The sequence below is a fragment of the Polaribacter sp. MED152 genome (assembly GCF_000152945.2).
Taxonomy (GTDB): domain Bacteria; phylum Bacteroidota; class Bacteroidia; order Flavobacteriales; family Flavobacteriaceae; genus Polaribacter.
In genome coordinates this window covers 356,919-382,862 of record NC_020830.1, presented here as the reverse complement: position 1 = coordinate 382,862, position 25,944 = coordinate 356,919, and the positions used below count along the sequence as shown (strand labels likewise).

General features: G+C 29.4%; 24 protein-coding genes and 1 tRNA gene. 15 read left to right on the top strand and 10 right to left on the bottom strand.

Translation table 11 applies throughout. From position 1 onward, the window contains the following. Nucleotides 1-47 precede the first annotated feature (47 nt). The 6 genes from MED152_RS01760 (at nucleotide 48) to MED152_RS01735 (ending at nucleotide 7,268) form a co-directional block, all read left to right on the top strand. Nucleotides 48-749: a response regulator gene (locus tag MED152_RS01760; protein WP_015480129.1), complete on the top strand. Its 702-nt coding sequence runs from the start codon at nucleotides 48-50 to the stop codon at nucleotides 747-749. Beyond that, complete coding sequence (locus MED152_RS01755) at nucleotides 746-2,668, top strand: sensor histidine kinase (protein WP_015480128.1); 1,923 nt, start codon at nucleotides 746-748, stop codon at nucleotides 2,666-2,668. Before MED152_RS01760 ends, MED152_RS01755 begins: the two co-directional genes overlap by 4 nt. 275 nt (nucleotides 2,669-2,943) lie before the next feature. Next, the gene (locus tag MED152_RS01750) at nucleotides 2,944-4,032 is read left to right on the top strand and encodes a hypothetical protein (protein ID WP_015480127.1); all 1,089 of its coding nucleotides are present in this window, start codon (nucleotides 2,944-2,946) and stop codon (nucleotides 4,030-4,032) included. A 73-nt stretch (nucleotides 4,033-4,105) separates the two neighbouring features. Continuing rightward, complete coding sequence (locus MED152_RS01745) at nucleotides 4,106-6,079, top strand: histidine kinase (protein ID WP_041383292.1); 1,974 nt, start codon at nucleotides 4,106-4,108, stop codon at nucleotides 6,077-6,079. Next, a complete protein-coding gene (locus tag MED152_RS01740) occupies nucleotides 6,079-6,828 on the top strand; it encodes a LytTR family DNA-binding domain-containing protein (protein ID WP_015480125.1) in 750 nt (249 codons plus the stop codon). The genes MED152_RS01745 and MED152_RS01740 overlap by 1 nt, the downstream gene beginning before the upstream one ends. Before the next feature lie 62 nt (nucleotides 6,829-6,890). Beyond that, nucleotides 6,891-7,268 (top strand): helix-turn-helix domain-containing protein, encoded by a 378-nt coding sequence (locus MED152_RS01735; RefSeq protein WP_015480124.1) that lies wholly within the window; start codon nucleotides 6,891-6,893, stop codon nucleotides 7,266-7,268. Between the two features lie 191 nt (nucleotides 7,269-7,459). On the opposite strand, the gene MED152_RS01730 is transcribed toward MED152_RS01735, so the two are convergent. The 3 genes from MED152_RS01730 to MED152_RS01720 form a co-directional block, all read right to left on the bottom strand. Then, a tRNA-His gene (locus tag MED152_RS01730) sits at nucleotides 7,460-7,535 on the bottom strand. 52 nt (nucleotides 7,536-7,587) lie between these two features. Continuing rightward, entirely contained in the window at nucleotides 7,588-8,304 is a 717-nt protein-coding gene (gene bshB1, locus MED152_RS01725; RefSeq protein ID WP_015480123.1) for a bacillithiol biosynthesis deacetylase BshB1, read from the bottom strand. Beyond that, nucleotides 8,301-9,458, bottom strand: a complete 1,158-nt coding sequence (locus MED152_RS01720; protein WP_187288764.1) for a PLP-dependent aspartate aminotransferase family protein — start codon at nucleotides 9,456-9,458, stop codon at nucleotides 8,301-8,303. Before MED152_RS01720 ends, bshB1 begins: the two co-directional genes overlap by 4 nt. Nucleotides 9,459-9,530: 72 nt before the next feature. Between MED152_RS01720 and MED152_RS01715 the strand changes: the two genes are divergently transcribed. The 3 genes from MED152_RS01715 to MED152_RS01705 are packed head-to-tail and all read left to right on the top strand — an operon-like array spanning nucleotide 9,531 to nucleotide 11,182. Next, a complete protein-coding gene (locus MED152_RS01715) occupies nucleotides 9,531-10,226 on the top strand; it encodes a Rossmann-like and DUF2520 domain-containing protein (RefSeq protein WP_015480121.1) in 696 nt (231 codons plus the stop codon). After that, a complete protein-coding gene (locus MED152_RS01710) occupies nucleotides 10,216-10,740 on the top strand; it encodes an HAD family hydrolase (RefSeq protein WP_015480120.1) in 525 nt (174 codons plus the stop codon). Before MED152_RS01715 ends, MED152_RS01710 begins: the two co-directional genes overlap by 11 nt. A gap of 19 nt (nucleotides 10,741-10,759) precedes the next feature. Beyond that, a complete protein-coding gene (locus tag MED152_RS01705) occupies nucleotides 10,760-11,182 on the top strand; it encodes a DUF2147 domain-containing protein (RefSeq protein ID WP_015480119.1) in 423 nt (140 codons plus the stop codon). Here the strand turns inward: MED152_RS01705 and MED152_RS01700 are convergent, their stop codons facing one another. Next, entirely contained in the window at nucleotides 11,183-11,824 is a 642-nt protein-coding gene (locus tag MED152_RS01700) for a protein-L-isoaspartate(D-aspartate) O-methyltransferase (RefSeq protein ID WP_015480118.1), read from the bottom strand. A 175-nt stretch (nucleotides 11,825-11,999) separates the two neighbouring features. Here MED152_RS01700 and MED152_RS01695 point away from each other — a divergent pair, with 175 nt between their 5' ends. From MED152_RS01695 to MED152_RS13810, 3 genes are all read left to right on the top strand, one after another. Further along, nucleotides 12,000-12,983 (top strand): Gfo/Idh/MocA family protein, encoded by a 984-nt coding sequence (locus MED152_RS01695; RefSeq protein WP_015480117.1) that lies wholly within the window; start codon nucleotides 12,000-12,002, stop codon nucleotides 12,981-12,983. A 17-nt stretch (nucleotides 12,984-13,000) separates the two neighbouring features. Next, nucleotides 13,001-13,888 (top strand): 3-hydroxyacyl-CoA dehydrogenase family protein, encoded by an 888-nt coding sequence (locus tag MED152_RS01690; protein WP_015480116.1) that lies wholly within the window; start codon nucleotides 13,001-13,003, stop codon nucleotides 13,886-13,888. Between the two features lie 86 nt (nucleotides 13,889-13,974). After that, the gene (locus tag MED152_RS13810; RefSeq protein WP_238559151.1) at nucleotides 13,975-14,529 is read left to right on the top strand and encodes an acyloxyacyl hydrolase; all 555 of its coding nucleotides are present in this window, start codon (nucleotides 13,975-13,977) and stop codon (nucleotides 14,527-14,529) included. A gap of 48 nt (nucleotides 14,530-14,577) precedes the next feature. Here MED152_RS13810 and MED152_RS01680 read toward each other — a convergent pair whose 3' ends face one another. Further along, on the bottom strand, nucleotides 14,578-15,051 hold the full coding sequence (locus tag MED152_RS01680; protein ID WP_015480114.1) for a Dps family protein: 474 nt from the start codon (nucleotides 15,049-15,051) through the stop codon (nucleotides 14,578-14,580). A gap of 99 nt (nucleotides 15,052-15,150) precedes the next feature. Between MED152_RS01680 and MED152_RS01675 the strand changes: the two genes are divergently transcribed. Then, nucleotides 15,151-16,092 (top strand): hydrogen peroxide-inducible genes activator, encoded by a 942-nt coding sequence (locus MED152_RS01675; protein WP_015480113.1) that lies wholly within the window; start codon nucleotides 15,151-15,153, stop codon nucleotides 16,090-16,092. Between the two features lie 95 nt (nucleotides 16,093-16,187). Here MED152_RS01675 and MED152_RS01670 read toward each other — a convergent pair whose 3' ends face one another. Next, a complete protein-coding gene (locus MED152_RS01670; protein WP_015480112.1) occupies nucleotides 16,188-17,807 on the bottom strand; it encodes an ABC-F family ATP-binding cassette domain-containing protein in 1,620 nt (539 codons plus the stop codon). A gap of 183 nt (nucleotides 17,808-17,990) precedes the next feature. Here MED152_RS01670 and MED152_RS01665 point away from each other — a divergent pair, with 183 nt between their 5' ends. Next, nucleotides 17,991-19,382, top strand: a complete 1,392-nt coding sequence (locus MED152_RS01665) for a hypothetical protein (protein ID WP_015480111.1) — start codon at nucleotides 17,991-17,993, stop codon at nucleotides 19,380-19,382. Between the two features lie 142 nt (nucleotides 19,383-19,524). Further along, nucleotides 19,525-21,345, top strand: coding sequence for a DEAD/DEAH box helicase (locus tag MED152_RS01660; protein WP_015480110.1), 1,821 nt, complete (start codon nucleotides 19,525-19,527; stop codon nucleotides 21,343-21,345). A 49-nt stretch (nucleotides 21,346-21,394) separates the two neighbouring features. Here MED152_RS01660 and MED152_RS01655 read toward each other — a convergent pair whose 3' ends face one another. The 4 genes from MED152_RS01655 to MED152_RS01640 all read right to left on the bottom strand — a co-directional run bounded on the left by MED152_RS01655 (nucleotide 21,395) and on the right by MED152_RS01640 (nucleotide 25,907). Beyond that, entirely contained in the window at nucleotides 21,395-22,900 is a 1,506-nt protein-coding gene (locus MED152_RS01655; protein ID WP_015480109.1) for a bifunctional UDP-sugar hydrolase/5'-nucleotidase, read from the bottom strand. A gap of 100 nt (nucleotides 22,901-23,000) precedes the next feature. Beyond that, nucleotides 23,001-23,588 carry a CHRD domain-containing protein gene (locus MED152_RS13470; protein WP_015480108.1) on the bottom strand — a complete coding sequence of 196 codons (588 nt, stop codon included), beginning with the start codon at nucleotides 23,586-23,588 and terminating at the stop codon, nucleotides 23,001-23,003. A 67-nt stretch (nucleotides 23,589-23,655) separates the two neighbouring features. Beyond that, nucleotides 23,656-24,882 carry a CHRD domain-containing protein gene (locus tag MED152_RS13465; RefSeq protein WP_015480107.1) on the bottom strand — a complete coding sequence of 409 codons (1,227 nt, stop codon included), beginning with the start codon at nucleotides 24,880-24,882 and terminating at the stop codon, nucleotides 23,656-23,658. Between the two features lie 167 nt (nucleotides 24,883-25,049). Next, a complete protein-coding gene (locus MED152_RS01640) occupies nucleotides 25,050-25,907 on the bottom strand; it encodes a hydroxymethylglutaryl-CoA lyase (RefSeq protein WP_015480106.1) in 858 nt (285 codons plus the stop codon). Nucleotides 25,908-25,944 lie beyond the last annotated feature (37 nt).

Below are 25,944 nucleotides of genomic sequence, written 5' to 3'. Positions count from 1 at the left end.
AGAATATCTAATCTTAAAAATTGAGGTTATTTATAATAGATGGGATTATGAGAAGCAAAATTAATATCTTAATAGTAGAGGACAACGTTATTATTGCAGACGATTTGCAGTTTACCATGGAGAGTTTAGGTCATGATATTGTTGGTAATGTTATTTCATACAATGATGCTTTAATTGTTCTAAAAAATATAAAAGTAGATTTAGTATTTATAGATATTAAAATATCCTCTAAAGAAACTGGAATAGATTTAGCTCATTTTATAAATGAAAATTACCAAATACCTTTCATCTTTTTAACCTCTAATGCAGATACAGACACCATAGAGCTTGCTTCAAAAACTACACCTGCAGGCTATTTAGTAAAACCTTTTCATCAAAACAATTTAAAAGCAGCTATAGAAATTGCCATTAGCAATCATGACTCTAAATTGGCTGAAAATGCACAAGACATCATTTTTGTAAAGAAGAATAATTTTCAACATAAAATTGTGCTTAATAATGTAATGTATATAAAATCAGATAATATTTATTTAGAATTGCATTGTGAAGATGGTAGTATGCACTTACAAAGAGCAACTTTAAAAAGCTTTTTACCACAATTACCAGGTTACTTTAAGAGGTGCCATAAATCCTATATTGTAAATACTAATTATATTAGTGCATTCAATAAAAAAACGATTATGCTAAATGAAGTAACTATACCTATTTCTAATCAATATATCGAAATTTTAGATGATATTACCTCATGATGAATCTATCAAAATATTTGTTATTTTTTATATTAGTATTTAACGCTACTATTGGATTTTGCCAAGTAGACCCTAATTTAAGTCAAGAAGAATACTACCAGCAATTTTTATCAGAAAAAGATGTAGATAAAAAATTAATACTATTTAATAAGATAGAAGACTACACCCAGTTTAAAACCTTAGAAGAATGGGATAAATATTTTGACAAAGAAGTAAAGAAATATAGAAGTCTAAATACGAACGTTTTTTTACTAGAACTCTACAGAATTGCAATTTATAGTAACTTAAAGAAATTTGAAATTGCGAATAATTTGGCCTATGATTTATATTTTAAATCAAAAAATGAGATCGATAAATTTTATCTGTGTAAGTTGTTAAGAAGAATGAATGGAAATTTTCTAGCAGAAAATAAGATATTCGAAATGTTCTATGTAAATAGTGAAATGCTAGAAACATGTCCTGACAAGGCAAACTTATCTAATATATACTCATTTTTAGGGCAACCAGGATTGGCTATAAGACTTTTAAAAAAGCATAGAAATTATCATAAAGATAGCATCAGCTTTAAAAATGCGCAATCTTTAAACGACTTTGGTGTTTTTTACAAAAGAAATAACGAATACGACTCTGCATTTCATTATTTCTGGAAATCACTCGATTTATTAAAAACGATGAAGAAAGCAGACTCGTTTAAACATACTAGAGATATAGAAGTTTTAATGGGAGTTGTTAAGGGTAACATTGGCGAGTACTATTTATACAAGAAGGATTACAGTGCAGCAAAAATGTATTTCTTTCAAGAAGCAAAATCTGCCAGAAAACATATAAAAGAAGGTAATTGGGGTTTTCAAAATGACTTTTACAGAAATATGGCTTTCTGTTATTTAAATACAAATCAAACTGATTTGGGTAAAAAATATATAGATAGCTTAGATTTTAATGCTAACATTGGAGACAGATATCAGCTTTTGGCTACCTATTATACCAAAAAGAAAAATTTAGATTCAGCTACTTTTTATTCAGAAAAATACTCAGACTTTTCTAACGCAATCAATTTTAAACTTAATCAAGAAAAGAATAATAGCTTATTAAATCTTTTAGAATACCCAATAAAACTTATTCAAAAAGAAGAAGAAAATTTTAATATTCAAAGGACTAACGAGCGTAAACAAAAACGTAATCAAATTATTGTTTTGTTTTTAGTTATTGCCATTTTAATGATACTTCTACTCTATTATTTCTTTGTAAAAGAGAAGAAACAATATAATCTTATTGCTATCAAAAATGAAGAAATTAAAAAAGCTTTATCAGAAAAAGGAGTGCTTTACAGTGAATTAAATCATAGAGTTAAGAATAATCTTCAATTAATCATTAGCATTTTAAAAATGCAAATGAACAAATTGCCTGAAGAAGATCTTAAAACTACATTTCAATATAGTATCAACAGAATATCTACTATAGCTAGCTTACACCAAGATTTATTGAAAAATGAAACTATTTCTAAAATTTCCCTCACTAATTTTGTAGGTACTATTGTAAACGATTTAAAAAAAGTTTATGGTGCTTTAGAGCAAGTAAAATTTACCATCAATATTCAAGAAAATTTATACATTCATTTAGAACAAAATCAAGCTCTAGGCTTAATTGTAAACGAATTAATCACAAATTCTTACAAACATGCTTTTAATTCTTCTACAAATAATGAAATAAGCATAAAAATTCATGAAAATGATAACCAAGTATACTTTGAATTCAAAGATAATGGTGTGGGTTTTAATGTTAAAGAAGTAGACAAGTCTAAATCTATTGGCTTGGTACTTATACAAAGATTGGCAAATCAATTAGGAGCAGATGCAACAATAAATTCTGAAAAGGGAACGATAGTTTCTTTTAACTTTTGTAACAGGTTTTATACTTAATTGTTAAACAAAAATGGCAATATTGTTAATTTAACAACAAAAATCAATCAACTTACAACATATTTAAAAGGTTAAGTATGTTAAATTGTACATTTACAGCAGCTAAAATGCAATGCTAGAACAATTATACATCCTCCAACTTTTTATTTCCAACAACTAGCATTGCATTTTCTTTAACGAATTCTAACTTACTACTTACGAATTCTAATTAGCAAAATATTTAAGCAAACATCCCTCTTATTTTTACGGTGTATTAACATTTAAAAAATAGAAAGATGAACACTCCAATTAAAAAAGCAAGTATTTTATTATCGCTAATTGTTATGGCAACCTTGAGCCTAAAATGTGATCACAGGGCTGAACCAGAAATTATTGCATCAACAGAAATTATTCAAGAAGAAACCGATTTTAACATAGATGAAGATGTTGTATTAAGAGAACCTGTAGTTTTTATTACTGGTGATGATTCAAGCTCTGATACGTATTATACTAATGCCAGAAATTACTTCGAACAACAAAAAGTAGAAATTGTAAATGGTACCTATTCTATAGAAGAGATTATAAATTGGCTAAACACAAATGCAGATGATTTACCTTATGGTGAAATTCATATTGTAAATAAAAGCAATCCGTTTAAAGGTTTATCACTAGAAACAGTTGTAAATGGAGAACCTGTTACTGAAGAGAGTTTAAAAATGAAACTTAAAGAGGGTGAACTACCAATTCTTGAAAATGTAATTACATCTAAATCTAAAATAATATTTCATGCAAATGGTTTAGGTACTAATAAAAATTTGATGGATGCTCTAAAAAATACGTTTAGCGCTCAAGATTCACCTAAAGTTATTGCCTCTGCTTATTACTCAATTTTTAACGGTGAGTTTTCAAATCATTTTTTAGCAAAGCCTTATTATGTATTTTATCCAACTGCAAATTCACCTGGAAAAGTAGATTTATCTAAAGAATTGGCAAAAAAATATCCGAATGAAAAAGATATAGATTGGTATGAAGCAATTTATAATGAAACAGAAAGATATATTGGAGAGGCTTATTACACACAACAAACAGTGCCTGTAAAGTTTGAATTAGATTATCATAACTCAGATGATGAAGTACCTACTTTCGAAATTCAAGAAGAAATTATGGACTTTATTGAGCAAAGAGCAGAATTATATGAAGCTTTTAAAGAATTAAACATTCCACTTGAAAAGTTTAGATGGTCTTTTAAAGTAAAAAATAGTGTATTAACCATCAAAGGAAAATCTACAGTAATTACGGTTTTAAAACCTTTAATTAAGCCTTATGGAGAGCTACAACATATAGAACCAGATACAAATAATAAAAGATTATACGCAATGAAATAAAATGGAATAGAAATTGTAGTTTTATAAACGTCATTAACAAAGCTTTTGCTTAATGACGTTTTACTATTGAAATATGACAAAGAGATTATACCTCATTCTACTTATCTGCTGCTTTTATTTAAACAAAAGCAATGCACAACAATTCAATTTTACCAATTACACAATAAATAACGGCTTGCCAAGTAACACAATAAATGCAAGTTCAATAGATGATATTGGATATGTTTGGCTTGCTACATGTAAAGGTGTTGTAAAATTTGATGGGTTATTTTTTAGCGAGATAAGTAATTTAGAAACGACAGCATTATTTACTTCAAAAAGGTTGAAGCTATTAGGTCATAAAAATGGATTAACTATAATTAGAAACAACAAACAGACTTTTATAAAATCTCGAGAAATATTAAACTTTTATGAAAAAGATAAAATCATTTATGTTTCTACTACAGAAGGTGTTTTTCAATTTAAACACGATAATCTTGTACCAATCGAAATTAATTCTGTTTTAGATTTTTCTATTATAAGAGATATATTTTTTAATGCTGGTAATTTTTACATCTCTTCAAATAGTGGATTATGGAAAATTGACAACCTCAAAAACCCAAATAGTATCAAGCAAATTTTTAAAGATGATATTACCACAATTGTAAAATCTAAGAATAAATTTGTAGCTGCAACTTCGAAAAATGAAATTATTGTTTTAGATAATGATAAAATTGAAAAGAGTTTAACCTCATTAAAAAACATATCAGACTTAGTTGTAATTAATAAAAATTTATGGATTTCTTCGTTTACAGATGGTATTGAGATTCGTGATTTAGAAACATTTTCGTTTGTAAAAACCATTAGCAAATACAATAACCTCAATACTAATCAGATAAATTCGGTTATAAAATCTGAGAACCTAACATTAATAAACACTTTAAATAAAGGAGTATATATAAATGGATATCAATTACATAAAAAAAACAAAGATATAATTTTACATTTTGAAGATTTTTATGTCAATGGCAATTCAGTTGACAATTTATTACAATCGAAAAAATCTATAGTACTAAATCCTGACCAAAATAACATCTCATTAAAATACAAAACTATAGATCTAGAAAACCCCAATAAAGTAAAATACCAATACACTTTAAACGGAACTTCTTCTAATTGGACTAGCAATAATGAACTACAATTACCTAATTTAAATTTTGGTAAATACAAGCTAAAAGTACAATCTAAGATAGATGAGTTAAAGAGCCCTATTCAAGTTTTAAATTTTCAAATTACTACACCCTTTTATAAAAAGGATGAATTTTACCTAATAATTACTGTAATTCTATTAACTGTTGGTTATCTAACACTTGATTTACACTTAAGAAACCTAAAAAGAAGACATAATAAGGAAGTAAAAGAATTAAAGTTAAAAAACCACTTATTAACTTTAGAACAACAGGCACTTCAGCTACAAATGAATCCTCATTTTATATTTAATGTATTGAATGGTATTAAATCTCTTGGTAATAAGGGCAATGTAACTGAATTAAACAGAACTATAAATCAATTTGCAATCTTGCTTAGAAGCGTCTTAAACAACTCTAGAAAAGAAGAAATAACACTTAAAGAAGAATTAACCACAATTGTGAATTACATTGAATTAGAGCAAAGAATGAGTTCAAAAATCTTTAATTATACTATAGATCTGCAATTAAGCAATATAGATAGTGATGAAATACTCTTCCCATCTATGTTACTACAACCATTTATAGAAAACGCCATAGCACATGGTTTTACTAATGATAAAGAAGGCTTACTTACAATTGCAATTAGATTAATTAATAATTTTCTAGAAATCACTATAGAAGATAATGGAATAGGTATAGACAGATCCTTAAAAAATAAGTCTACCACAAATAATAATTCTTTAGCTTTAAAGGTTACTAAAGAAAGAATTCAGTATCTTTCGAAATCAAATAAATTTAATATTACAACTATTAAAACTAAAGAAAACACAACAGGAACAAGAGTTTTCTTTCAGTTACCATTAAAAACAGAATACTAATGAATAAGTTTACATCATTTGTGGTAGACGATAATAAGGATGCTTTAGACCTTATATGTAGTGATATTAAAACTTATCATAAAGATATTGATATAGTTGGTAAAGCTTCTAGTGTTGTGTCTGCAGCCAAACAGCTTCAAACGCTTAAACCAGATATACTATTCCTTGATATTATGCTTGGAGATGGCACTGGCTTTGATATATTAGAACTGGTTCCCTTAATGGAATCAAAGGTTATCTTTATTACTGCAAGTGAAGACTATGCTTTAAAAGCCTTTAAATTTGCTGCTATAGACTATCTATTGAAGCCCTACTCTATTGAAGAATTAGAAACAGCCATAAACAAGGCTAAAAAACAAATATCTCCTCAAAAACCTCAGTTAAATGTATTAAAAGAGATAATTAACAACCCTCACCACAAACCGAGTAAAATTTCTTTAAACACGGTTGATAAGATACAATTAGTAGATATTAATGACATTATAAGATGTCAATCAGATAACAATTACACTACGTTTTATTTAGAAAATGGTTCTAGAATAGTTGTTTCTAAGACATTAAAATATTACGCCAATCTACTATCATCACTGGGTTTCTTAAGAGTTCATCAAAGTCACTTAATAAATAAAGCATTTATTAAAGAGTATATTAAGGCAGATGGAGGCTATTTAATACTAACTGATAGTAAAACAATTCCTATTTCTTCTCGTAAAAAGGCGGAAATACTGGAAATTTTAAAAAAAATATAAAATAATTTAAAAATAATCATTGTTTGTGGTAAATAATTACTATATTTGTAGTGCCCCCAGATATGAAAGATGAAAATAGACAAAGAGCGGACAGAGTAATAAAGGTTTTTAAAGACTCTAAACTAAACCAAAGACAGTTTTCGGAACTCATTGGAGTTTCTCAACAATTGGTAAGTGCAGTAGTTAATTACACAAAGAAACCTAACGAAACAATATTACTCGCAATCATTGACAACATTAAAGATGTTGATCCAATGTGGCTGCTTACTGGATTAAAGAAAGAAGAAGCTAAAAGCTATACCCCTAATAATACAGAAGTTCAATCCCCTATTGAATTTCATATTAAAGAAATAGTAAAAAAGCAAGTTGAAGAATTATCTACAGATATTCTTCAAAGATTATCAGATATTGAAGAGTCTGTTAAACAAGCTAACCCCTAGTTCTGCTTGAAGAATAGAATTAACTCTTTAAGGTGATGTTCCCTAAACATCATATTATTGAAAAGGACCTTCAATATTTGATAAGCTTTTTTATTAAATACCCTTAATTGACCCCTTACCCCTAGTACCCCTAAGAATACCCCTAAAAGTAAAAAAAGCCTTCTCAAAAGAGAAGGCTTTTTTTTTATTCTGGGTGGAAGATGGGGCTCGAACCCACGACTTTCGGTACCACAAACCGACGCTCTAACCAACTGAGCTACAACCACCATTTGCTTGTGAGTGCAAATATACTTCTTTTTACTTTTTTTAAAAGAAAAAATTAAAAAATTTTATCTAAATTTTCTACTGCCACATAACGTTCTGTGGTAAATCCCTCTGCATGTTCTACTCCAATTAATCTTCCTAAATCTCTTGCTCTATACGTAACACTATCAATAAAATTTTTGCTGGTTATAGGTGTCTCTGGCTCATCACTTTCAGGATCAAAGAATTGCGAAGAATATGCCAAAACAGATTGTACTTTTAAATCAATAAAACCACTTACATCTACCACAAAATCTGGCTCAATATTTTTCCATTGTATATAATGATAAACATTTTCTGGCCTCCACTCTTGTTGAACTTCATTATTATAATGTGTAGTTATTCTTGCTAATCCACTTAAAAAGCAAGCATCAGAAACTAATTTACTACCTTTTCCATGATCAATATGTCTATCATCAATTGCATTACAAAGAACAATTTTTGGTTGATATTTGCGAATCATCTGTATTATTGCTAATTGATGATCTTTATCGTTTGTAAAAAAACCATCAGCAAATGCAAGGTTCTCACGCACTTCTACTCGAAGAATTTCTGCTGACTTTTGAGCTTCTTTATCTCTTAATTCTGCAGAGCCTCTTGTACCCAGTTCACCTCTTGTTAAATCTACAATTCCGACTTTTTTACCTAAAGAGATTTCTTTAGCTAAAGTAGCTCCACAACCTAACTCAACATCATCTGGATGAGCACCAAATGCTAAAATATCTAACTTCATGATTTTGCTTTTTCTATGGCTTGTTCTATATCCGCTATTAAATCTTCTGCCTCTTCAATACCCACTGAAAAACGTATTAAACCATCTTTTATTCCTCTTTCTAAACGTTCTTCTTCACTTAAAAGTGCATGTGTAGTTTGAGCAGGACTTACAGTTGTACTCTCTAAACCAGCTAAACTCATAGAAGGTTTTATTAAGGCCAAGTTGTTTTGAAACTTCATAGCATCTATACCTTCTTTTAACTCAAAAGACAACATGGCTCCAAAACCTTTCATTTGTTTTTTCGCCAATTCATACTGAGGATGACTTTTTAAACCAGGATAATATACTGAATCAATATTTGGACTATTTTCTAAATACTCAGCCATTTGCTGTGCATTTTTCGTTTGTTCCTTAACTCTAAGATTTAACGTTTTTAAACTTCTTTCTAACAACCAAACTGTTTGATCACTTAAATTACCGCCAAAATTAATTGCTGTTTTCCAAATTTGTTCTATGTGTTCTTCACTTGCAGCAATAGCTCCTGCAGAAATATCTGAATGACCTCCCATATATTTAGTTGCAGAATGAATTACAATATCAATACCAAAATCATAAGGATTTTGATTTATAGGTGAAGCAAAAGTATTATCGATCATCGTTAAAATATTATTTTCTTTAGCGATGTTACTAATAGCTAGCATATCTGTGATCCCCAATAATGGATTTGATGGAGTTTCTATGTATAGTACTTTCGTATTTTCTTTAATTAAAGCTTTAAAATCTTCTGACTTATCAGATTCAGTAAAAGAATAATCTATTCCATATTTATCAAACTCAGAAACAATAAAGTTATAAGTACCTCCATAAATAACTTGCTGCACTATTACATGGTCTCCCTTTTTTAAGAAGGCTAGCATTGCTGATGAAATTGCAGCCATTCCAGAGCTAAAAATTAATCCAGCTTCTGTATTTTCTAATGCTGCTATTTTTTTACATAGCATTTCTTGATTTGGAGTATTATAATAACGTGGATATCGTTTAATATCTACTCCATCAAAAGCATAAGATGTAGACATATACATAGGTGATACTGCACCTTTGAACTGCTCATCCTTCACTTCTCCCACATGAACGCAGGTTGAATTTATACCTAATTTATTTGAGTTTTTCATAAAATGATTTATAGTTGCTAAATTAACAAATCTTAAAAACATGTTGTCTTAAAATTTCAATATCTTCGTAATATGATATCAGTTTTAATTGTTGGAGATGGAAATGTTGCAAATCATTTAAATGAAGCATTTGGCAAAGTTGATGAAATACAACTTACCAAAATCAACTCTAGAAAGTTAGAAAATATACCTTCTGCAGATATTACAATTTTAGCAGTTTCTGATGATGCTATTGCTGAAGTTTCAAAGAAAATTAACAACGATTTCTTGGTGCACACCTCTGGTGCTTGCAGTATTAAAGAGCTTCAAAATAAAAATAACAAAGGTGTTTTTTATATGTTGCAAACATTTACAAAAAACAAACCTGTAAATTTTTCTAAAGTTCCTTTTTGCCTAGAAGCAGACAATACCAAAAATTATAAATTACTAGAAAAACTAGCTAGCCTTATTGGTAAAAACATTTATAAAATTGATTCTAATCAACGTGAAAAATTACATGTGGCAGCTGTTTTTGTAAATAATTTTACCAATTATATGTACGCTATTGGGAATGATATTTGTGAGAAACATCAAATTCCTTTCGAGATTTTATATCCTCTGATAGAAGAAACATCCGAAAAAATAAAAAGTTTAGCTCCCAAAGATGCACAAACAGGTCCTGCTATTCGTAAAGATCATCAAACAATAAAAAATCATTTAAATTTGCTTGATAATAATCAAAAAGAAATTTATCAACTATTAACAAAATCAATCCAAAATGGAGCTTAGTTATAAACAATTATTGCCTAAAATTTCAACTTTTATTTTTGATGTAGATGGTGTTTTAACCAATGGAATGTTAACCATAATGCCAAGTGGAGAATTGGTTAGACACATGAATGTTAAAGATGGTTATGCCATGAAAATAGCATTAAACAAAGGGTTTAGGGTTTGTATAATTTCTGGAGGAACTAATGAAGCTGTAAGAAGTAGGTTAGCAGCTTTGGGTATTGAAGACATTTATTTAGGTGCCCACGATAAAATTAAACAATACAATGAAATTGTAGAAAAGTATAATTTATCTGCAGAAAATGTGTTGTATATGGGTGATGATATTCCTGATCTACCTGTTATGCAAAAAGTAGGTTTGGCCAGTTGCCCAAATGATGCAGTACCAGAGATTCAAAATGCTTCTAAATACATTTCTAATATAAAAGGTGGAGAGGGTTGTGTTAGAGATGTTATAGAACAAGTACTGAAAGTACAAGGAAAATGGAATGATTATTTTGATGCAGAAGCTTAACAATAAAAACTATAAAAAAATGAGAAAACTATTAACAGTAGCTACCCTATTATTTGCGTTTACGATAAACGCCCAAACCATTTTTGGAAAATGGAACAGTACCAATGAAGAAACTGGTGAAGTAGATTCAGTTATTGAAATCTATAAAAAAGACAATAAAGCATATGCAAAAGTTGTAAAAATCATGGATCCTGCAAGACAGAATTCTGTTTGTACTGCATGCGAAGGAGAAAATAAAAACAAAAAAATATTAGGATTAGATATTTTAACGGGATTAGAAAAAGATGAAGATGAATGGTCTGGAGGAGAAATCTTAGATCCTAGAAATGGAAAGGTATATAAGTGTTATATAAAATTAGTGAAAGACAATAAATTAAAAATTAGAGGATTTATTGGTGTATCACTTTTTGGAAAAACAAAATATTGGGAAAGAGCTGAGTAATTAGTTCTTTTCCTCTAACATTGGTACAAAAGCAAAATCACCCAATTCTAATTTTTCGAATTCTTTATTAGATTTTCTAATAAACAACGTCATTATTTGGGTTTTATCACCAACAGGTATTAATAGCTTACCTCCTACTTTTAGCTGTGCCAATAATGGTTTAGGTACAAAAGGTGCACCAGCAGTTACTATAATTTTATCAAATGGTGCTTGTTCTTGCAAGCCTTTATAACCATCACCAAAAATAAATCTTTTGGGTTTGTAATTTATTTTGGGTAAAAAAGAAGATGTTCTTTTAAAGAGTTCATGCTGTCTTTCAATAGTATATACTTCTGCTTTAAACTCCAATAAAACAGCTGTTTGATATCCAGAACCTGTACCTATTTCTAAAATTTTATCTGTAGGTTTTATTTCTAAAGTTTGTGATTGAAACGCTACAGTATAAGGTTGAGAAATAGTTTGTTCTGCTGCTATAGGAAATGCTTTGTCTTGATAAGCATGAGCCTCAAAACTAGAATCTATAAACAAGTGTCTTGGAATTTTACTAATGGCTTTTAATACATTTTTATCATGTATTCCTTTAGCTTCTAAAACTTTTACAAGTTGATTTCTAAGTCCTTGATGTTTTGCTGTATCTTTCAATGAATGGTTGGTTTCTAAAGCCTAAAAATAGTAATATTTCTAAATAAACTCTTATAAAATTGTATCTTTGTTTTCGGCTAATTTAAGATTTAAAAATCAGCATATTAGCTAAAAATAATGTACTAAAATTATTCTTTAGTATTACATTCATTAATAAAATTTTAAATTTATCTATATGCTTAAAGTTGGAGTTTTAGGTGCTGGCCATTTAGGAAAAATTCATCTTCGTTTGTTAAAAGAATCTTCAAAGTATGATTTGATTGGTTTCTATGATCCATCAGAAGAAAATGCAAAAAATGTTGCTGAACAATTTGGCTACACTTCATATAATTCTATAGATGATTTAATTGATGCTGTAGATGTTGTGGATATTGTAACACCTACCCTCTCTCATTTTGATTGTGCTGAAAAGGCCATTAAAAAAGGAAGACATATTTTTATTGAAAAGCCAATTGCTAAAACTGTATTAGAAGCAGAAGCTATTAAAACTTTAGCTAGCCAATATCATGTAAAAGGTCAAGTAGGTCATGTAGAGCGTTTTAATCCTGCTTTTAAAGCAGTAAAAGATAAAATCAATAATCCTATGTTTATAGAAACACATAGGTTGGCCGAATTTAATCCTAGAGGAACTGATGTACCTGTAGTTTTAGATTTGATGATACATGATATTGATATCATTTTATCTTCAGTAAATTCTAAAGTAAAAAATGTACATGCTAGTGGTATTTCTGTAATCTCAGAAACTCCTGATATTGCAAATGCTAGAATTGAGTTTGAAAATGGCTGTGTTGCTAATCTTACTGCAAGTAGAATTTCTATGAAAAATATGCGTAAAACGCGTTTCTTTCAAAAGGATGCTTATATCTCTGTAAACTTTTTAAGTAAGGAATCAGAAATTGTTAGAATTCAAGATGCTCCAGAAGATTTAGATGAATTTGCAATGGTGCTTAAAAATGATGAAGGTGTAGAAAAACAAATTTATTTTGAAAATCCAGAAGTAACTAATAGCAATGCAATTTTAGACGAATTAGAAACTTTTGCTGATGCCATTTTAAATGATACTACTCCAATAGTTTCTTTGCATAATGGTACAGAAGCTTTACGAATTGCACAATGGGTAATAGATTGTTTTAAAACAGAAGAAGACTTAAAAAATTAAATAAATAAATATATAACATGAAAAATATAGCTGTAATTGGTGCTGGAACAATGGGTAATGGAATTGCACATACTTTTGCACAATTCGATTATAATGTTCAATTGATTGATGTTTCTGAAAAAGCCTTAGAAAAAGGTTTGGCAACTATATCTAAAAATTTAGATAGAATGGTTGCAAAAGAAAAAATCTCTGAAGAAGATAAAAATAAAACCTTAGGCAACATAACAACGTATACCTCTATTAAAGAAGGTGTAAAATATGCTAGTTTAGTAATAGAAGCAGCAACAGAAAATGTAGCTTTAAAATCTAAAATTTTTAGAGAGTTAGATGAAGTTTGTCCTGAAGACACCATTTTAGCTACAAATACTTCATCTATTTCAATTACTCAAATTGCTGCAGAAACAAACAGAGCAGATAAAGTAATAGGTATGCACTTTATGAATCCTGTGCCAATTATGAAGTTGGTCGAGATTATTAGAGGTTACAATACTTCTGATGAAGTAACTCAATTCATAGTAGACTTAAGTGAAAAAATTAACAAAGTTCCTGTAGAAGTTAATGATTATCCTGGTTTTGTTGCAAATAGAATATTAATGCCAATGATAAATGAATCTATAGAAACATTATATAATGGTGTTGCAGGTGTTGCAGAAATAGATACAGTAATGAAATTAGGGATGGCACACCCAATGGGCCCTTTACAATTGGCTGATTTTATTGGTTTAGACGTTTGTTTATCTATTTTAAATGTAATGTATGACGGATTCAAAAACCCTAAATACGCTCCTTGTCCATTATTAGTAAATATGGTAATGGCTGGGAAATTAGGTGTAAAATCAGGAGAAGGTTTTTATGATTACTCAGAAAGTAGAAAAGCTGAAAAAGTAGCTAAAATGTTTAGCTAATTATGAGAAAATATCTCCTACTTTTTTCAATTCTAGTTCTATCGATAAAAACCGTAGCTCAGAATTCTAATAGTAAACTAAAGCCTATGAAAGTAGGCTTTTTATATGCCTTTGGTTCTAATGAACAATTTTTTCATGATGATCCAGATTATACGTACACAGCAAAAATTTTTAAAGGACAAGCATTCTATAATTTAGGAAATTGGAAGTCTTTAAATTTTGAGTTGATTGTGCAGCCTCAAGTACAATTTTTAGAGCATCAACTCCTAAATAGTTTTTACGTAACTCCAGATCAAGAAAATTATATAATTAAAATTGACGAGTTTACTAAAAAGAAAAACATGAATTTATATGCTTTAGAATTCGGATTTTCTGCAAGTAAACAATTAATGAGTAAATTAGATGTACAAGCCTCTGTAAGTTTAGGTTTTTCTTATATTGACACTAACACAGAACGTTTGCCAGAAGGTTTTACTTTCATAGAAAATTTTGCTTTAGGTCTTAATTATGAAATTTTTAATGACCAATTTCTTTATGTAGGTTCTCATATTGGCCATGTTTCGAATTTAAATTTTCAAAAACCCAATGATGGTTACAATTTATTAGGTTTTCAAGTAGGATATTCATTTTCTATAAAATAAAAAAGAGGACTTGTTAGTCCTCTTTTTTATTTTATCATTCAATTAGATCTATTTCCCTAACCAAGAATTTAACATCCAAATCGTTTTTTCTTGTTCAGAAATCAAATCGCTCATCATTGCGTTTGTTCCTTCATCATCAGACTTATCAGATAAATCTAAAATTTCTCTTTCAATTTTTAACAATTCAGACAAAGAAGTTACTACTAATTCTACAGCTTCTACATCTTGAGAAATATCTTTACCTACAGGTACACTGCTATTTGCAATATAATCTGTAAAAGTATGTAAAGGTTTGCCTTGCAACGTTAAAATTCTTTCTGCAATTTCATCAATCTTTACTTGGCTATCTGTATATAATTCCTCAAATTTTACATGTAAATCAAAAAAGTTTTTACCTTTAATATTCCAGTGTAAACCTCTTAAATTTTGGTAGTAAATTTGAAAGTTTGCTAACAAACCATTTAATTTTTCTACTGATTCTTTTGAGTCTGATTTATCTAATCCTAATATATTCTTATTCATAATTATTCTTTTGTTATTTACTCAAATTTATTAAAAATAAGTCACTTAAACTATAATCAATATTGATAGATTTAATATCTTTATCAAAAATTCTTATTAATGACTATTACTCAACTTAAATACGTTTTATCTGTAGCAGAATATCAAAATTTTACAGTCGCTGCAGAACACAGTTTTGTGACTCAGCCTACATTAAGTATGCAGATTCAAAAGCTTGAAGATGAATTAGATGTACAAATATTTAATAGATCTAAAAAACCAATTGAACTTACAGAGGTTGGTAAAAAAATTGTTGAACAAGCTAAAGTTATTGTAGATGAAAGTAACAGAATTCTAGATATTGTTCATCAGCAGAAAGGATTTATTGGAGGCGAATTCAAATTAGGAATTATACCTACTATTATGCCAACCTTATTACCTATGTTCTTAAATAATTTTACCAAAAAATATCCAAAGGTTAAAATTATTATTGAAGAACTAACTACAGAAGAAATAATTAGAAAGTTAACAGATGGTCATATAGATGCTGCCATTGCTGCTACTCCATTAGAGAATGAGGCTATAAAAGAAAAGCCATTATATTATGAACCTTTTGTAGGTTTAATTCCACAGAATCACAGGCTTTTCAAAAACAAGAATATTGATGTGAATGAATTAGAAATGGAGGATATTCTTTTATTGGAAGATGGACACTGTTTTAAAGACAATATTATAAATCTTTGTAGAGCACATAAAATTGATAATAAAAAAGGATTTCAATTGCAAAGTGGAAGTTTTGATACGTTGATAAAATTATCTAAAGAAGGTTTAGGAATGACTTTATTACCTTATTTACATACATTAGATTTGAATGATTCAGACAAGAAATTTTTACGTGAATTTAACAGTCCACCACCTGCAAGAGAAGTAAGTTTAATCTATCATAAATCACAATTAAAAATGCAATTAATAGAAGCTTTGAAGAAAACTATTGATGGCGTTGTTAGAGGAGCAATTTCATTTTCTGATGTAAAAATCATAAGTCCTTTACAAAAGAAATAGTTTTACAACAACCTGTATTACAGTATTTAAAGACCCACTATTTAAACTTTTAGTTTATATAATGGGTTTTTACTATTTGTAACAATTATATCCTATTAAGAATACATTGTTTCTCTTAATTCTTTAATTTTTGGATCAGATAAATAATCATCAAAAGTAGCATATCTATCAATAGCTCCTTTAGGAGTTAATTCTATAATTCTGTTAGCCACAGTTTGTGCAAACTCATGATCGTGTGTAGAGAATAAAATGGTTCCTTTAAAATTTATTAGAGAATTGTTTAATGCTTGAATAGATTCTAAGTCTAAGTGATTTGTTGGCTCATCTAACATTAAAATGTTGGCTCTTTTCATCATCATTTTAGAAAGCATACATCTAACTTTTTCTCCTCCAGAAAGTACATTACTTTTCTTTAAAGCTTCTTCACCAGAAAAAATCATTTTACCTAAAAAGCCTCTTAAATATACTTCTTCTCTTTCTTCTTCTGTTTGTGCGTATTGTCTTAACCAATCTACCAAATTTAAATCTCCATTCTGAAAATATTCTGAGTTGTCTAGTGGCAAATAAGATTGTGTAGTAGTTACACCCCAAGAATATTTACCTGAATCTGCAGGTTCATTACCTGAAATAATTTGATAAAAAGCTGTAATAGCTCTTGAATTTTTAGAAATAATAGCAACTTTATCTCCTTTATTTAGGTTGATGTGAATATTATCAAACAATTTCTCACCCTCAAAAGATTTACTTAAGCCTTCTACATTCAATATTTGATCTCCTGCTTCTCTATCTCTATCAAAAATAATTGCTGGATAACGTCTACTAGAAGGTTTAATATCTTCTACGTTTAATTTATCAATCATTTTTTTACGAGAAGTAGCTTGTTTTGATTTTGCTACGTTTGCAGAAAATCTACGAATAAACTCTTCTAATTCTTTCTTTTTGTCTTCTGCTTTTTTGTTTTGTTGAGCTCTTTGTTTAGCAGCTAACTGGCTAGATTCGTACCAAAATGTATAGTTACCAGAATAATGATTAATCTTACCAAAATCAATATCAGAAATATGTGTACAAACTGCATCTAAAAAGTGCCTATCGTGCGAAACCACAATTACACAATTATCAAAATTTGCAATAAAGTTTTCTAACCAAGCAATGGTTTCAAAATCCAAATCGTTGGTAGGCTCATCCATAATTAAAACATCTGGATTACCAAAAAGTGCTTGTGCAATTAACACACGTACTTTTTGCTTACCATCTAAATCTTTCATTAAAGTATAGTGCAAATCTTCAGTTATACCAAGGTTAGATAGCATTGCAGCTGCATCAGAATCTGCGTTCCAACCATTCATTTCTTCAAAAACTATTTGAAGTTCACCAATTTTTTCTGCATTTTCATCGGTATAATCTGTATAAAGTGCATCAATCTCTTTTTTAATTTTAAAAAGATCTTTGTTACCCATAACCACTGTTTCTAAAACAGGGTACTCATCATAAGCATAGTGATCTTGAGTAAGTACAGACATTCTTTTACCCGCCTCTAAATGAACCTGACCAGAGGTAGGATCCATCTTACCAGAAATTATTTTTAAAAATGTAGATTTACCTGCACCATTGGCGCCTATAATTCCATAACAATTTCCTGTTTGAAATTTGGTATTTACTTCATCAAACAAAACACGTTTTCCAAACTGAACAGATAAATTAGAAACTGATAACATAACTCTATTTTAATTTTTTGCAAAAGTAGTAAATTGATTTGTTTTAAGGCAGATATACTAGGTGTTTTTAAGGTAAATCGTTAAAATTTTAAGCTAAATTTTTTAGAATATTTTTAACAACGTATTAACAAGAGCAACTCTAATGAATACTTATTTTTGTATGAGTTATACCCACAACATTATATGAATAATAAAATATTAATTTTATTACAAATACTTACAATAGGTTTTTTAACTAGCTGTGATAGAGAAGTTAAAGAAAAAACCACTTATTTTGGAGGTAAGATTATTAATCCGAAATCGAATAAAGTAATCCTTTATTCAATGGAGCAGGTAATTGATACTTTTCTTTTAGATGAAAATCAAAAATTTATTGGCGAGTTAAAAGAGGCAAACGAAGGTTTGTATTATTTTGTCCATGGTAATGAAAATCAATACATTTATATTGAACCTACAGATAGTTTAATGTTACGTTTAAACACTTGGGATTTTGATGAGACTTTAGTATTTGCGGGTAAAGGTGCTGAGAGAAACAACATTTTAATTGACTGTTTCTTAGAAGATGAGAAAGAAAAAAAGAATTTTTACAAATTAAATAAGCAACAACCAGAAGTATTTAAAAAGGTTACAGATTCATTGTTAGCCATTAAGTTGGTTACTTATAATGACTATATTTTAGAACATCCAAATGAAACAGAAGGGTTTAATGAAGTTTTAAAAGTAGCACTCACCTTCCCTATTTATTCTAGATTTGAAAGATACCCTATCATTTATTCTAAATATGCTGAAGATGGAAACTTCCCAGAAGTTGATGCCTCTTTTTATGATTATAGAAAGAATATAGATATTAATAAAGATACCATGATGTATTTTCCTCCTTACTCAAGGTACATCAGAAACTATTTGTATAATGAAACATATGCTCAAGGTCATAAACCTATGAGAAATAAATACACTCCAGATTTTACGTTAGATTTATTAAATATTATAGACAATAGAATAAAATCTCAAAACACTAAGAATGCCTTTTTAAAGCAAACTTTAGTAAGTCATTTTTACAATAAATCTTCAGATCAGATTAATTTAGAGGCTTTTGATTTATTCTTAAAATCATCTACCAACGAAAAGGATAAAACTCAGATACAAAGTTTATTAAATGATTCTAAGGCAATTACCTTAGGAAACGAGTTGCCACATTTCGAAATTACAGATTATACAAATGCAGATCATTCTATTCATAAATTAATCAAGAATAAAAATTCTTTTTTACTTTTCTGGAATCCTGAATATGTGTCAAAATCTTATTTATCATCTAGAGTGATTTATTTGTCAGAAAAATTTCCAGAAATCAATTTTCATATTATTAAGACAGATGGTAAAGATGAAGATAAAATTGAAAAATTAGATATTAAAAATCAATTCTACATTAACAAAGACAATTTAGCACAAACTTTTCTAAGTAGTAAAATGACTAGAACTATTTTGGTAGATCATAATGGAAAAGTGGTAAATGGCTATGCCTCTTTATACTCTAATAATCTTATTCCTTACCTAGAGAATTTGAATAAAAAGTAATAAAATCCACATTCTTCTTCAGTTCATTTTATTTGTAGTACATTTGCACGATTTTATTTTTGAGTGTAACTCATTTAAAATCAGGTCGAATTTATAATCAGATTTACAGGTGGGCGTTCTGTGAATCTACAAAATCACAGAAATGTCAACATTTAAAGAAATAGGGCTAAAAGCACCTATCATCAAAGCATTAACAGATTTAGGTTACGAAAAACCAACTGTTATTCAAGAAAAAGCAATTCCACAAATAATATCTTCTGATACAGATTTAAAAGCATTTGCTCAAACAGGTACAGGTAAAACTGCAGCATTTAGTTTACCTATTTTAGAACTTTTAGAAGAAGATAATAACAATGTTCAAGCCATTATATTATCGCCAACAAGAGAACTTGCAGTTCAGATTGGTAATAATATTAAAGATTTTTGCAAATATTTAAAAAATGTAAAAGTAACAACGGTTTATGGTGGTTCTAGCATGGAAGATCAAATAAGATCTTTAAAGAAAGGATCTCAAATTGTTGTAGGTACTCCAGGTAGAACTGTAGATTTAATTAATAGAAGAGCATTAAAGTTAGGCAATGTTAGATGGCTGGTTTTAGATGAAGCTGACGAAATGCTAAACATGGGCTTTAAGGAAGAACTAGACAAAGTTTTAGAAGCTACACCAGAAACCAAACAAACCTTACTATTTTCTGCAACGTTTCCTAGAGAAGTAGAAGCTATTGCTAGAAATTATATGACTACTCCTGTAGAAGTAACTTCTGGAGAAAAGAATTCTGGTTCAGAAAACGTTAGTCATGAATATTATGCAGTAACAGAAAGAACACGTTACCCTGCTTTAAAGAGAATAGCAGATTTAAATCCTGATATTTATGCAATTATCTTCTGTAGAACTCGAAGAGAGACTCAAGAAGTTGCAGATAATTTAATTAAGGATGGCTATAATGCAGATTCTCTACATGGAGATTTATCTCAAGCACAGAGAGATTCTGTTATGGGGAAATTCAGAAAGAAAACCATTCAAATCTTAGTAGCAACAGATGTTGCAGCACGTGGTTTAGATGTAACTGAATTAACTCATGTAATTAACCATAAATTACCAGACCAAATAGAAAATTACACACATAGAAGTGGTAGAACTGGTAGAGCTGGTAACAAAGGTGTATCTATTGTTTTAGTAAATAATAGAGAAAAAGGGAAATTACGTGTTATAGAACGTATCATAAAACAAAAATTTGTTGAAGGTAAAGTACCTACAGGAAAAGAAATTGTAGAAAATCAATTAATGAATTTAATTGATAAAGTAAATGATACAAAGGTTAATGAGTCTGAAATTAAAGAGTTTTTACCTAGCATTTACGATAAGTTAAAAGATTTAGACAGAGAAGAATTAATACAAAAGTTTGTTTCTTTAGAGTTCAACACAATGTTGGCTTACTATGAAAACTCTAAAGACTTGAATGATTTAGGTAGAGAGAATTCTAGAGCTAGAGCAACTGCAGATAATATGACTCGTTTTTTCATCAATATTGGTAGAAAAGACAGTTTGAATCCTGCCAAATTAATTGGTTTAATTAACGACCAGAATATTGGTGATAAGATAGAAATTGGAGCTATAGATATTCTAGATACGTTTTCTTTCTTTGAAATTGATAAGAATTTTGAGAGTGAAACCTTAGATGCTTTTGCTTCTAATCAGCCAGATTTTGATGGTAGATCTGTAAACGTAGAAATTACAAAAAAAGAACGTTCAGGAGGAGGAAGAAGAGGAAAAAAGAAATCTTTTGGTAAAAAAGATGGAGGTTTTGGACGAAGAAGAAGTGCTGAAGGTTCATCATCTAGAAGAAGTTCTGATAATGGTGGAGGAAGAAATAGAGGTGATAGAAGTGATAGAAGATCTTCTTCATCTAGCAGATCTGACAGAAAACCTGGAGGATTTGGAAGAAAAAGAAGAGATTCTTAAATAAATAAAAAAAGCTCAAGATGAATATCTTGAGCTTTTTACTTTATAACTACTTTGTTTTTAAATAATTTACTACTGCCTTTCGAATATCGTAGGCAACTTCATCTTCTTTAGGATGATAAACAGATAAAACCTCTTTGTTTTCATTAGATAAAAAAGGAATGTCAAAACCCTTTAATAAATAATCTGAAAAAGCAACAGTATATGTTTTTGTAATATCTAATTTCTTATTATTTATAAACCAATTATCTTCTACCCACTTTACATTATACCTATGTAAATAAGCGCCTGTGCCTGAAGCTAATTCTCCATAATCTAATACTCTTTTTAGTAATCGTCCTTTAATTTTAACTTTCACAATTGCACCACCAAAAGGCAATACTCTAAAAATATCAACAGGAGTTATATCACCCATTAGTTGATCATCAATTCTTATAGAACCTCCATTTACAAGAGCACAATCTACCTTATCATTAAAAGCATAAGACATGGATGTTGTAATAATTTTACCTAAATTAGTTTGTTCACTTCTTATAGGCGTGTCTCTACCATCTAAAGGAATTTTAGTTTTATAAATTATTTCATTAGGGTTTTTCAAAACCTCCTTAATTTCTTTTTCTAGAATCGTTTGCCATTTAGAAACAACCTTAGCTACTTTTTCATCTTCCTTTATAGAAACATTAATTTCTTTTAACTCAGACTTTATATTGACTTTCTTTGTAATCTTGTCATACTCTACTCTATGAATATAAACGGTTTTAGCATTTGCGTCTGCTTTTGTTATGATTCCGTTTTCCGTTTCAACTCGCATGTTTGTATGCTCATGACCACCCATAATTAATGGTATTTCTGGTAGTAATTTCGAAATTCTTTTATCGTTTACAATTTTAACATGGGTTAAACCAAAAACAACATCAACAGAATCTTTTAAATTGGTATATGATTCTCTTACTTTATTGAACATGTTTTCGTATTTCACATACGCTTTAGGGTTTGAAGGTATACATACGCTTACAAAACCAATTTTGATTTTTGTACCATCTTCGTCAGTAAATTCTTTTATATAAGTCTCAGGAATATATTCTTTACTATTATTGATTACTTTATAAAATGGCGTGGTTTCTTGTTCGTTAATCAACTTTACATTAGCAGAAATCCAAGGGAAATTACTTTCATTCAATCTTTTTTGTAAATCTTTCTGAGACAAGTCAAACTCATGATTTCCAAAAGTTACCAAATCGAAATTCATAGCATTCATAACGTCTATCATTTGTTTACCTCGAATTCTTTGGCCATCTAATTTTAAAGTACCTATTAAAGAAGGATTTAAAAAATCACCTGCCATTAAAAGCATAATATTGGAGTTTTCTTTTAAAAGGTCTTTATGAACAGTTTCTACTCTAGCTAACCCTCCAAATTCACCTCCTTGAATTGGAGCTATTTCATAAACATCATTTAATTGTAAAAAGGTAAATGCTATTTTATTATCATCCTTTTTGCAAGAGCCTAATATTAAAATTGTAAGAGCAATTATGATTCTAATGGTAATTTTCATCCTGAATTTCTTTACTTAAATCTTTATTCAAAAATAACAACATAAAACAAAAAACCCATCAATTAATTGATGGGTTTTAATTTTATTATTAGAACTCTAATTATTCATTAGAACCAATATTTCCTTGAGCTACTACAGTACCTAATTGAGTTGCACTTAAGTGAACATTAATATATCCATCAAAAGTTAAAATCTCATCATAAGTAATTGTTGTGTTATCGTCTAATTCTTCAACCTGAGTCATACTCATTCCAGTATCACCATTTACAGGGTTGAAAGAAAATGCGATTGGACCACCAGTTGCTGCATCATTTTCATGAATATGAGAAGGGTGCATTTCACCAGCTACTGTATTTTCAATATCTAAAACTGCTAAAGCACTACCATCTACTCTTTTGTAAAAAGTTGCAGTACCCATAATTCCAGCCACATCTTTTTCAGCTAAAGTGTACATTTTAGAATCACCAGTTAAATCATTTCTACCTATATCTCCTTGAGCTACAATTGTACCTAGGTTATCTGCACTTAAATGTACATTTACATAAGCGTCTAAAGCTTCAATTTCACTGTAAGCTATAGTATCAACATTAGTTGCACTCATTCCAGTATCACCATCAACAACATTAAAAGTAAATAATATTCCACCAGTTTCTGCTGCTGTATTTTCATGAATATGAGCTGGGTGCATACCTCCTGCTGGAGTATTTGCAATATTAATTACTGCTAAAGCTCACCATTTACTCTTTCTGAAAAAGTTACGTCTCCAGAAATTCCTGCAACATCTTTTCTCCTAAATCATACACGATTGTAGATCCTGTTAAATCATTCTGCCCTATATCTCCTTGAGAAACAATTGTTCCTAAAGCAGTTGCACTTAAGTGCACGTTTACATAAGCATCTAAGTCTAAAATATCTGCATAAGTATAAGTATCTACGTTTGTAGCACTCATTCCTGTATCGCCATCTACTAAATTAAAAGTAAATAGAATTGCACCAGTTTCTGCTGCTGTATTAGCATGAATATGTGCTGGGTGCATACCTCCTGCTGGAGTATTTGCAATATTAATTACTGCTAAAGCTTCACCATTTACTCTTTCTGAAAAAGTTACGTCTCCAGAAATTCCTGCAACATCTTTTTCTCCTAAATCATAAACTTTAGTAGTACCAGTTAAATCATTTTGTCCTATATCTCCTTGCGCAACAATTGTTCCTAAGTTATCCATACTTAAATGTACGTTAACGTAAGCATCAATATCTGCTATTGCAGAAAACATTAAAGAACTTAAAGTTGTAACACTAACTCCTGTATCTCCACTTACTGGATTAAAAGTATAAAGAATATCTCCACCTTCTGCAGCTGTATTTGCATGGATGTGTGCTGGATGAGAACCACCTGCTGGAGTACCATCTAATTCTATAACTGCTAAAGTTTCACCATTATTTCTTTCTGAAAAAGTAATATTACCTGAAATACCATTAACATCTTTCTCACCTAAATCATACATCATAGATGTACCTGTTAATGCATTTTGACCAATGTCTCCTTGAGCTACAACAGTACCTAATTCATCTGCACTTAAATGTACATTAATATAACCATCAAAATCTAGTAATTCTGCATAAGAAATTGCAGTACCATCGTTTAATGTAGTAAAAGTAGTTGCACTTAAACCTGAGTTACCATCTACTGGAGTAAAAGTTAAACCGATGTCTCCACCTTCTGCTGCTGTATTAAAATGGATATGAGCTGGATGTAAACCATCTGATGGTGTGCCTTCTATATCTAACACAACTGTTACAGATGCATCTGTGTTTTCTACGAATGTGGCTTTACCAAAAATACCATCTACGTCTTTAGAACCCAATTGGTACACAACAGTGTTTCCAGAAGGTTCAGGAACCATTAAATCATCATCGTCATTACAGCTTGTGATCACCAAACTTGTTAAGACGAATAAAAAAAGTAATTTAAATTTTTTCATAATTCTATTTTGTTTATTTTATTTTAGGTAAAGTTAGACAAAATAAAACTTAACATTAACGCTATCCAATTAAATTATGTGCTGTATTCGGAATTTAACAGAACATTAAGAATTTAGAAAAAAATAGAATCGACTAGCTTAAAAGTAAACGGATAAGAATAAAAAATCTAATTAAAAACTTCTAAAGCCTTGTTATATGCACTTTCAAAACTCATTGGTTTTACATTAGTTTCAGCCTTTTCAGCAGTAAAATAGCTTAATAATTTTTCGGTTGGCATATTACCTGTAAGCTCATCCTTAGCCATAGGACAACCACCATAACCTTTTATGGCTCCATCAAAACGTAAACATCCTGCTTTAAAAGCAGCATCTACTTTTTCAAACCATTTGTCTGGAGTTGTATGTAAATGAGCACCAAATTCAATCTTTGGATATTGTGGAATTAAATTAGAAAATAGATAATCAATTACATCTGGTGTAGATGTACCAACTGTATCTGAAAGGGATAAAATTTGAACTCCCATCCTTGAAAGTTTCTCTGTCCAACTAGCAACAATATCTACATTCCATGGATCTCCATAAGGATTCCCAAATCCCATAGATAAATACGCAACAACTTCTTTTTTAGATTTATCTGCTAAGTTTAAAATTTTGTCAAGAGTAACTATTGATTCATCAATAGTTTTATGTGTGTTTCTCATTTGAAAATTTTCAGAAATTGAAAATGGATAACCTAAATAATCAATCTCCTCAAATTGAACAGCATCTTCAGCCCCTCTGTAATTGGCAATAATTGCAAGTAATTTACTGTTGGTTTTACTTAAATCTAGTTTGGCTAAAACATCAGCAGTATCTCTCATTTGAGGTATTGCTTTTGGTGAAACAAAACTTCCAAAATCGATAGTATCAAAACCAACTTTTAATAAAGAATTTATGTACAAAGCCTTTCTATCAGTAGAAATAAAGTGAGATTTTATTCCCTGCATTGCATCTCTAGGACATTCTATTATCTTGACATTTTTCATCAATTCAAATATAGATAAAGTAATGATGAATAGAAAT

What these genes read in the sequence shown, in the direction of transcription:
- MED152_RS01760 (WP_015480129.1), top strand. Translation starts at nt 48, where the DNA reads ATGAGAAGCAAAATTAATATCTTAATAGTAGAGGACAACGTTATTATT.
- MED152_RS01755 (WP_015480128.1), top strand. Translation starts at nt 746, where the DNA reads ATGATGAATCTATCAAAATATTTGTTATTTTTTATATTAGTATTTAAC.
- MED152_RS01750 (WP_015480127.1), top strand. Translation starts at nt 2,944, where the DNA reads ATGAACACTCCAATTAAAAAAGCAAGTATTTTATTATCGCTAATTGTT.
- MED152_RS01745 (WP_041383292.1), top strand. Translation starts at nt 4,106, where the DNA reads ATGACAAAGAGATTATACCTCATTCTACTTATCTGCTGCTTTTATTTA.
- MED152_RS01740 (WP_015480125.1), top strand. Translation starts at nt 6,079, where the DNA reads ATGAATAAGTTTACATCATTTGTGGTAGACGATAATAAGGATGCTTTA.
- MED152_RS01735 (WP_015480124.1), top strand. Translation starts at nt 6,891, where the DNA reads ATGAAAGATGAAAATAGACAAAGAGCGGACAGAGTAATAAAGGTTTTT.
- bshB1 (WP_015480123.1), bottom strand. Translation starts at nt 8,304, where the DNA reads ATGAAGTTAGATATTTTAGCATTTGGTGCTCATCCAGATGATGTTGAG.
- MED152_RS01720 (WP_187288764.1), bottom strand. Translation starts at nt 9,458, where the DNA reads ATGAAAAACTCAAATAAATTAGGTATAAATTCAACCTGCGTTCATGTG.
- MED152_RS01715 (WP_015480121.1), top strand. Translation starts at nt 9,531, where the DNA reads ATGATATCAGTTTTAATTGTTGGAGATGGAAATGTTGCAAATCATTTA.
- MED152_RS01710 (WP_015480120.1), top strand. Translation starts at nt 10,216, where the DNA reads ATGGAGCTTAGTTATAAACAATTATTGCCTAAAATTTCAACTTTTATT.
- MED152_RS01705 (WP_015480119.1), top strand. Translation starts at nt 10,760, where the DNA reads ATGAGAAAACTATTAACAGTAGCTACCCTATTATTTGCGTTTACGATA.
- MED152_RS01695 (WP_015480117.1), top strand. Translation starts at nt 12,000, where the DNA reads ATGCTTAAAGTTGGAGTTTTAGGTGCTGGCCATTTAGGAAAAATTCAT.
- MED152_RS01690 (WP_015480116.1), top strand. Translation starts at nt 13,001, where the DNA reads ATGAAAAATATAGCTGTAATTGGTGCTGGAACAATGGGTAATGGAATT.
- MED152_RS13810 (WP_238559151.1), top strand. Translation starts at nt 13,975, where the DNA reads ATGAAAGTAGGCTTTTTATATGCCTTTGGTTCTAATGAACAATTTTTT.
- MED152_RS01680 (WP_015480114.1), bottom strand. Translation starts at nt 15,051, where the DNA reads ATGAATAAGAATATATTAGGATTAGATAAATCAGACTCAAAAGAATCA.
- MED152_RS01675 (WP_015480113.1), top strand. Translation starts at nt 15,151, where the DNA reads ATGACTATTACTCAACTTAAATACGTTTTATCTGTAGCAGAATATCAA.
- MED152_RS01670 (WP_015480112.1), bottom strand. Translation starts at nt 17,807, where the DNA reads ATGTTATCAGTTTCTAATTTATCTGTTCAGTTTGGAAAACGTGTTTTG.
- MED152_RS01665 (WP_015480111.1), top strand. Translation starts at nt 17,991, where the DNA reads ATGAATAATAAAATATTAATTTTATTACAAATACTTACAATAGGTTTT.
- MED152_RS01660 (WP_015480110.1), top strand. Translation starts at nt 19,525, where the DNA reads ATGTCAACATTTAAAGAAATAGGGCTAAAAGCACCTATCATCAAAGCA.
- MED152_RS01655 (WP_015480109.1), bottom strand. Translation starts at nt 22,900, where the DNA reads ATGAAAATTACCATTAGAATCATAATTGCTCTTACAATTTTAATATTA.
- MED152_RS13470 (WP_015480108.1), bottom strand. Translation starts at nt 23,588, where the DNA reads ATGCACCCAGCTCATATTCATGAAAATACAGCAGCAGAAACTGGTGGA.
- MED152_RS13465 (WP_015480107.1), bottom strand. Translation starts at nt 24,882, where the DNA reads ATGAAAAAATTTAAATTACTTTTTTTATTCGTCTTAACAAGTTTGGTG.
- MED152_RS01640 (WP_015480106.1), bottom strand. Translation starts at nt 25,907, where the DNA reads ATGAAAAATGTCAAGATAATAGAATGTCCTAGAGATGCAATGCAGGGA.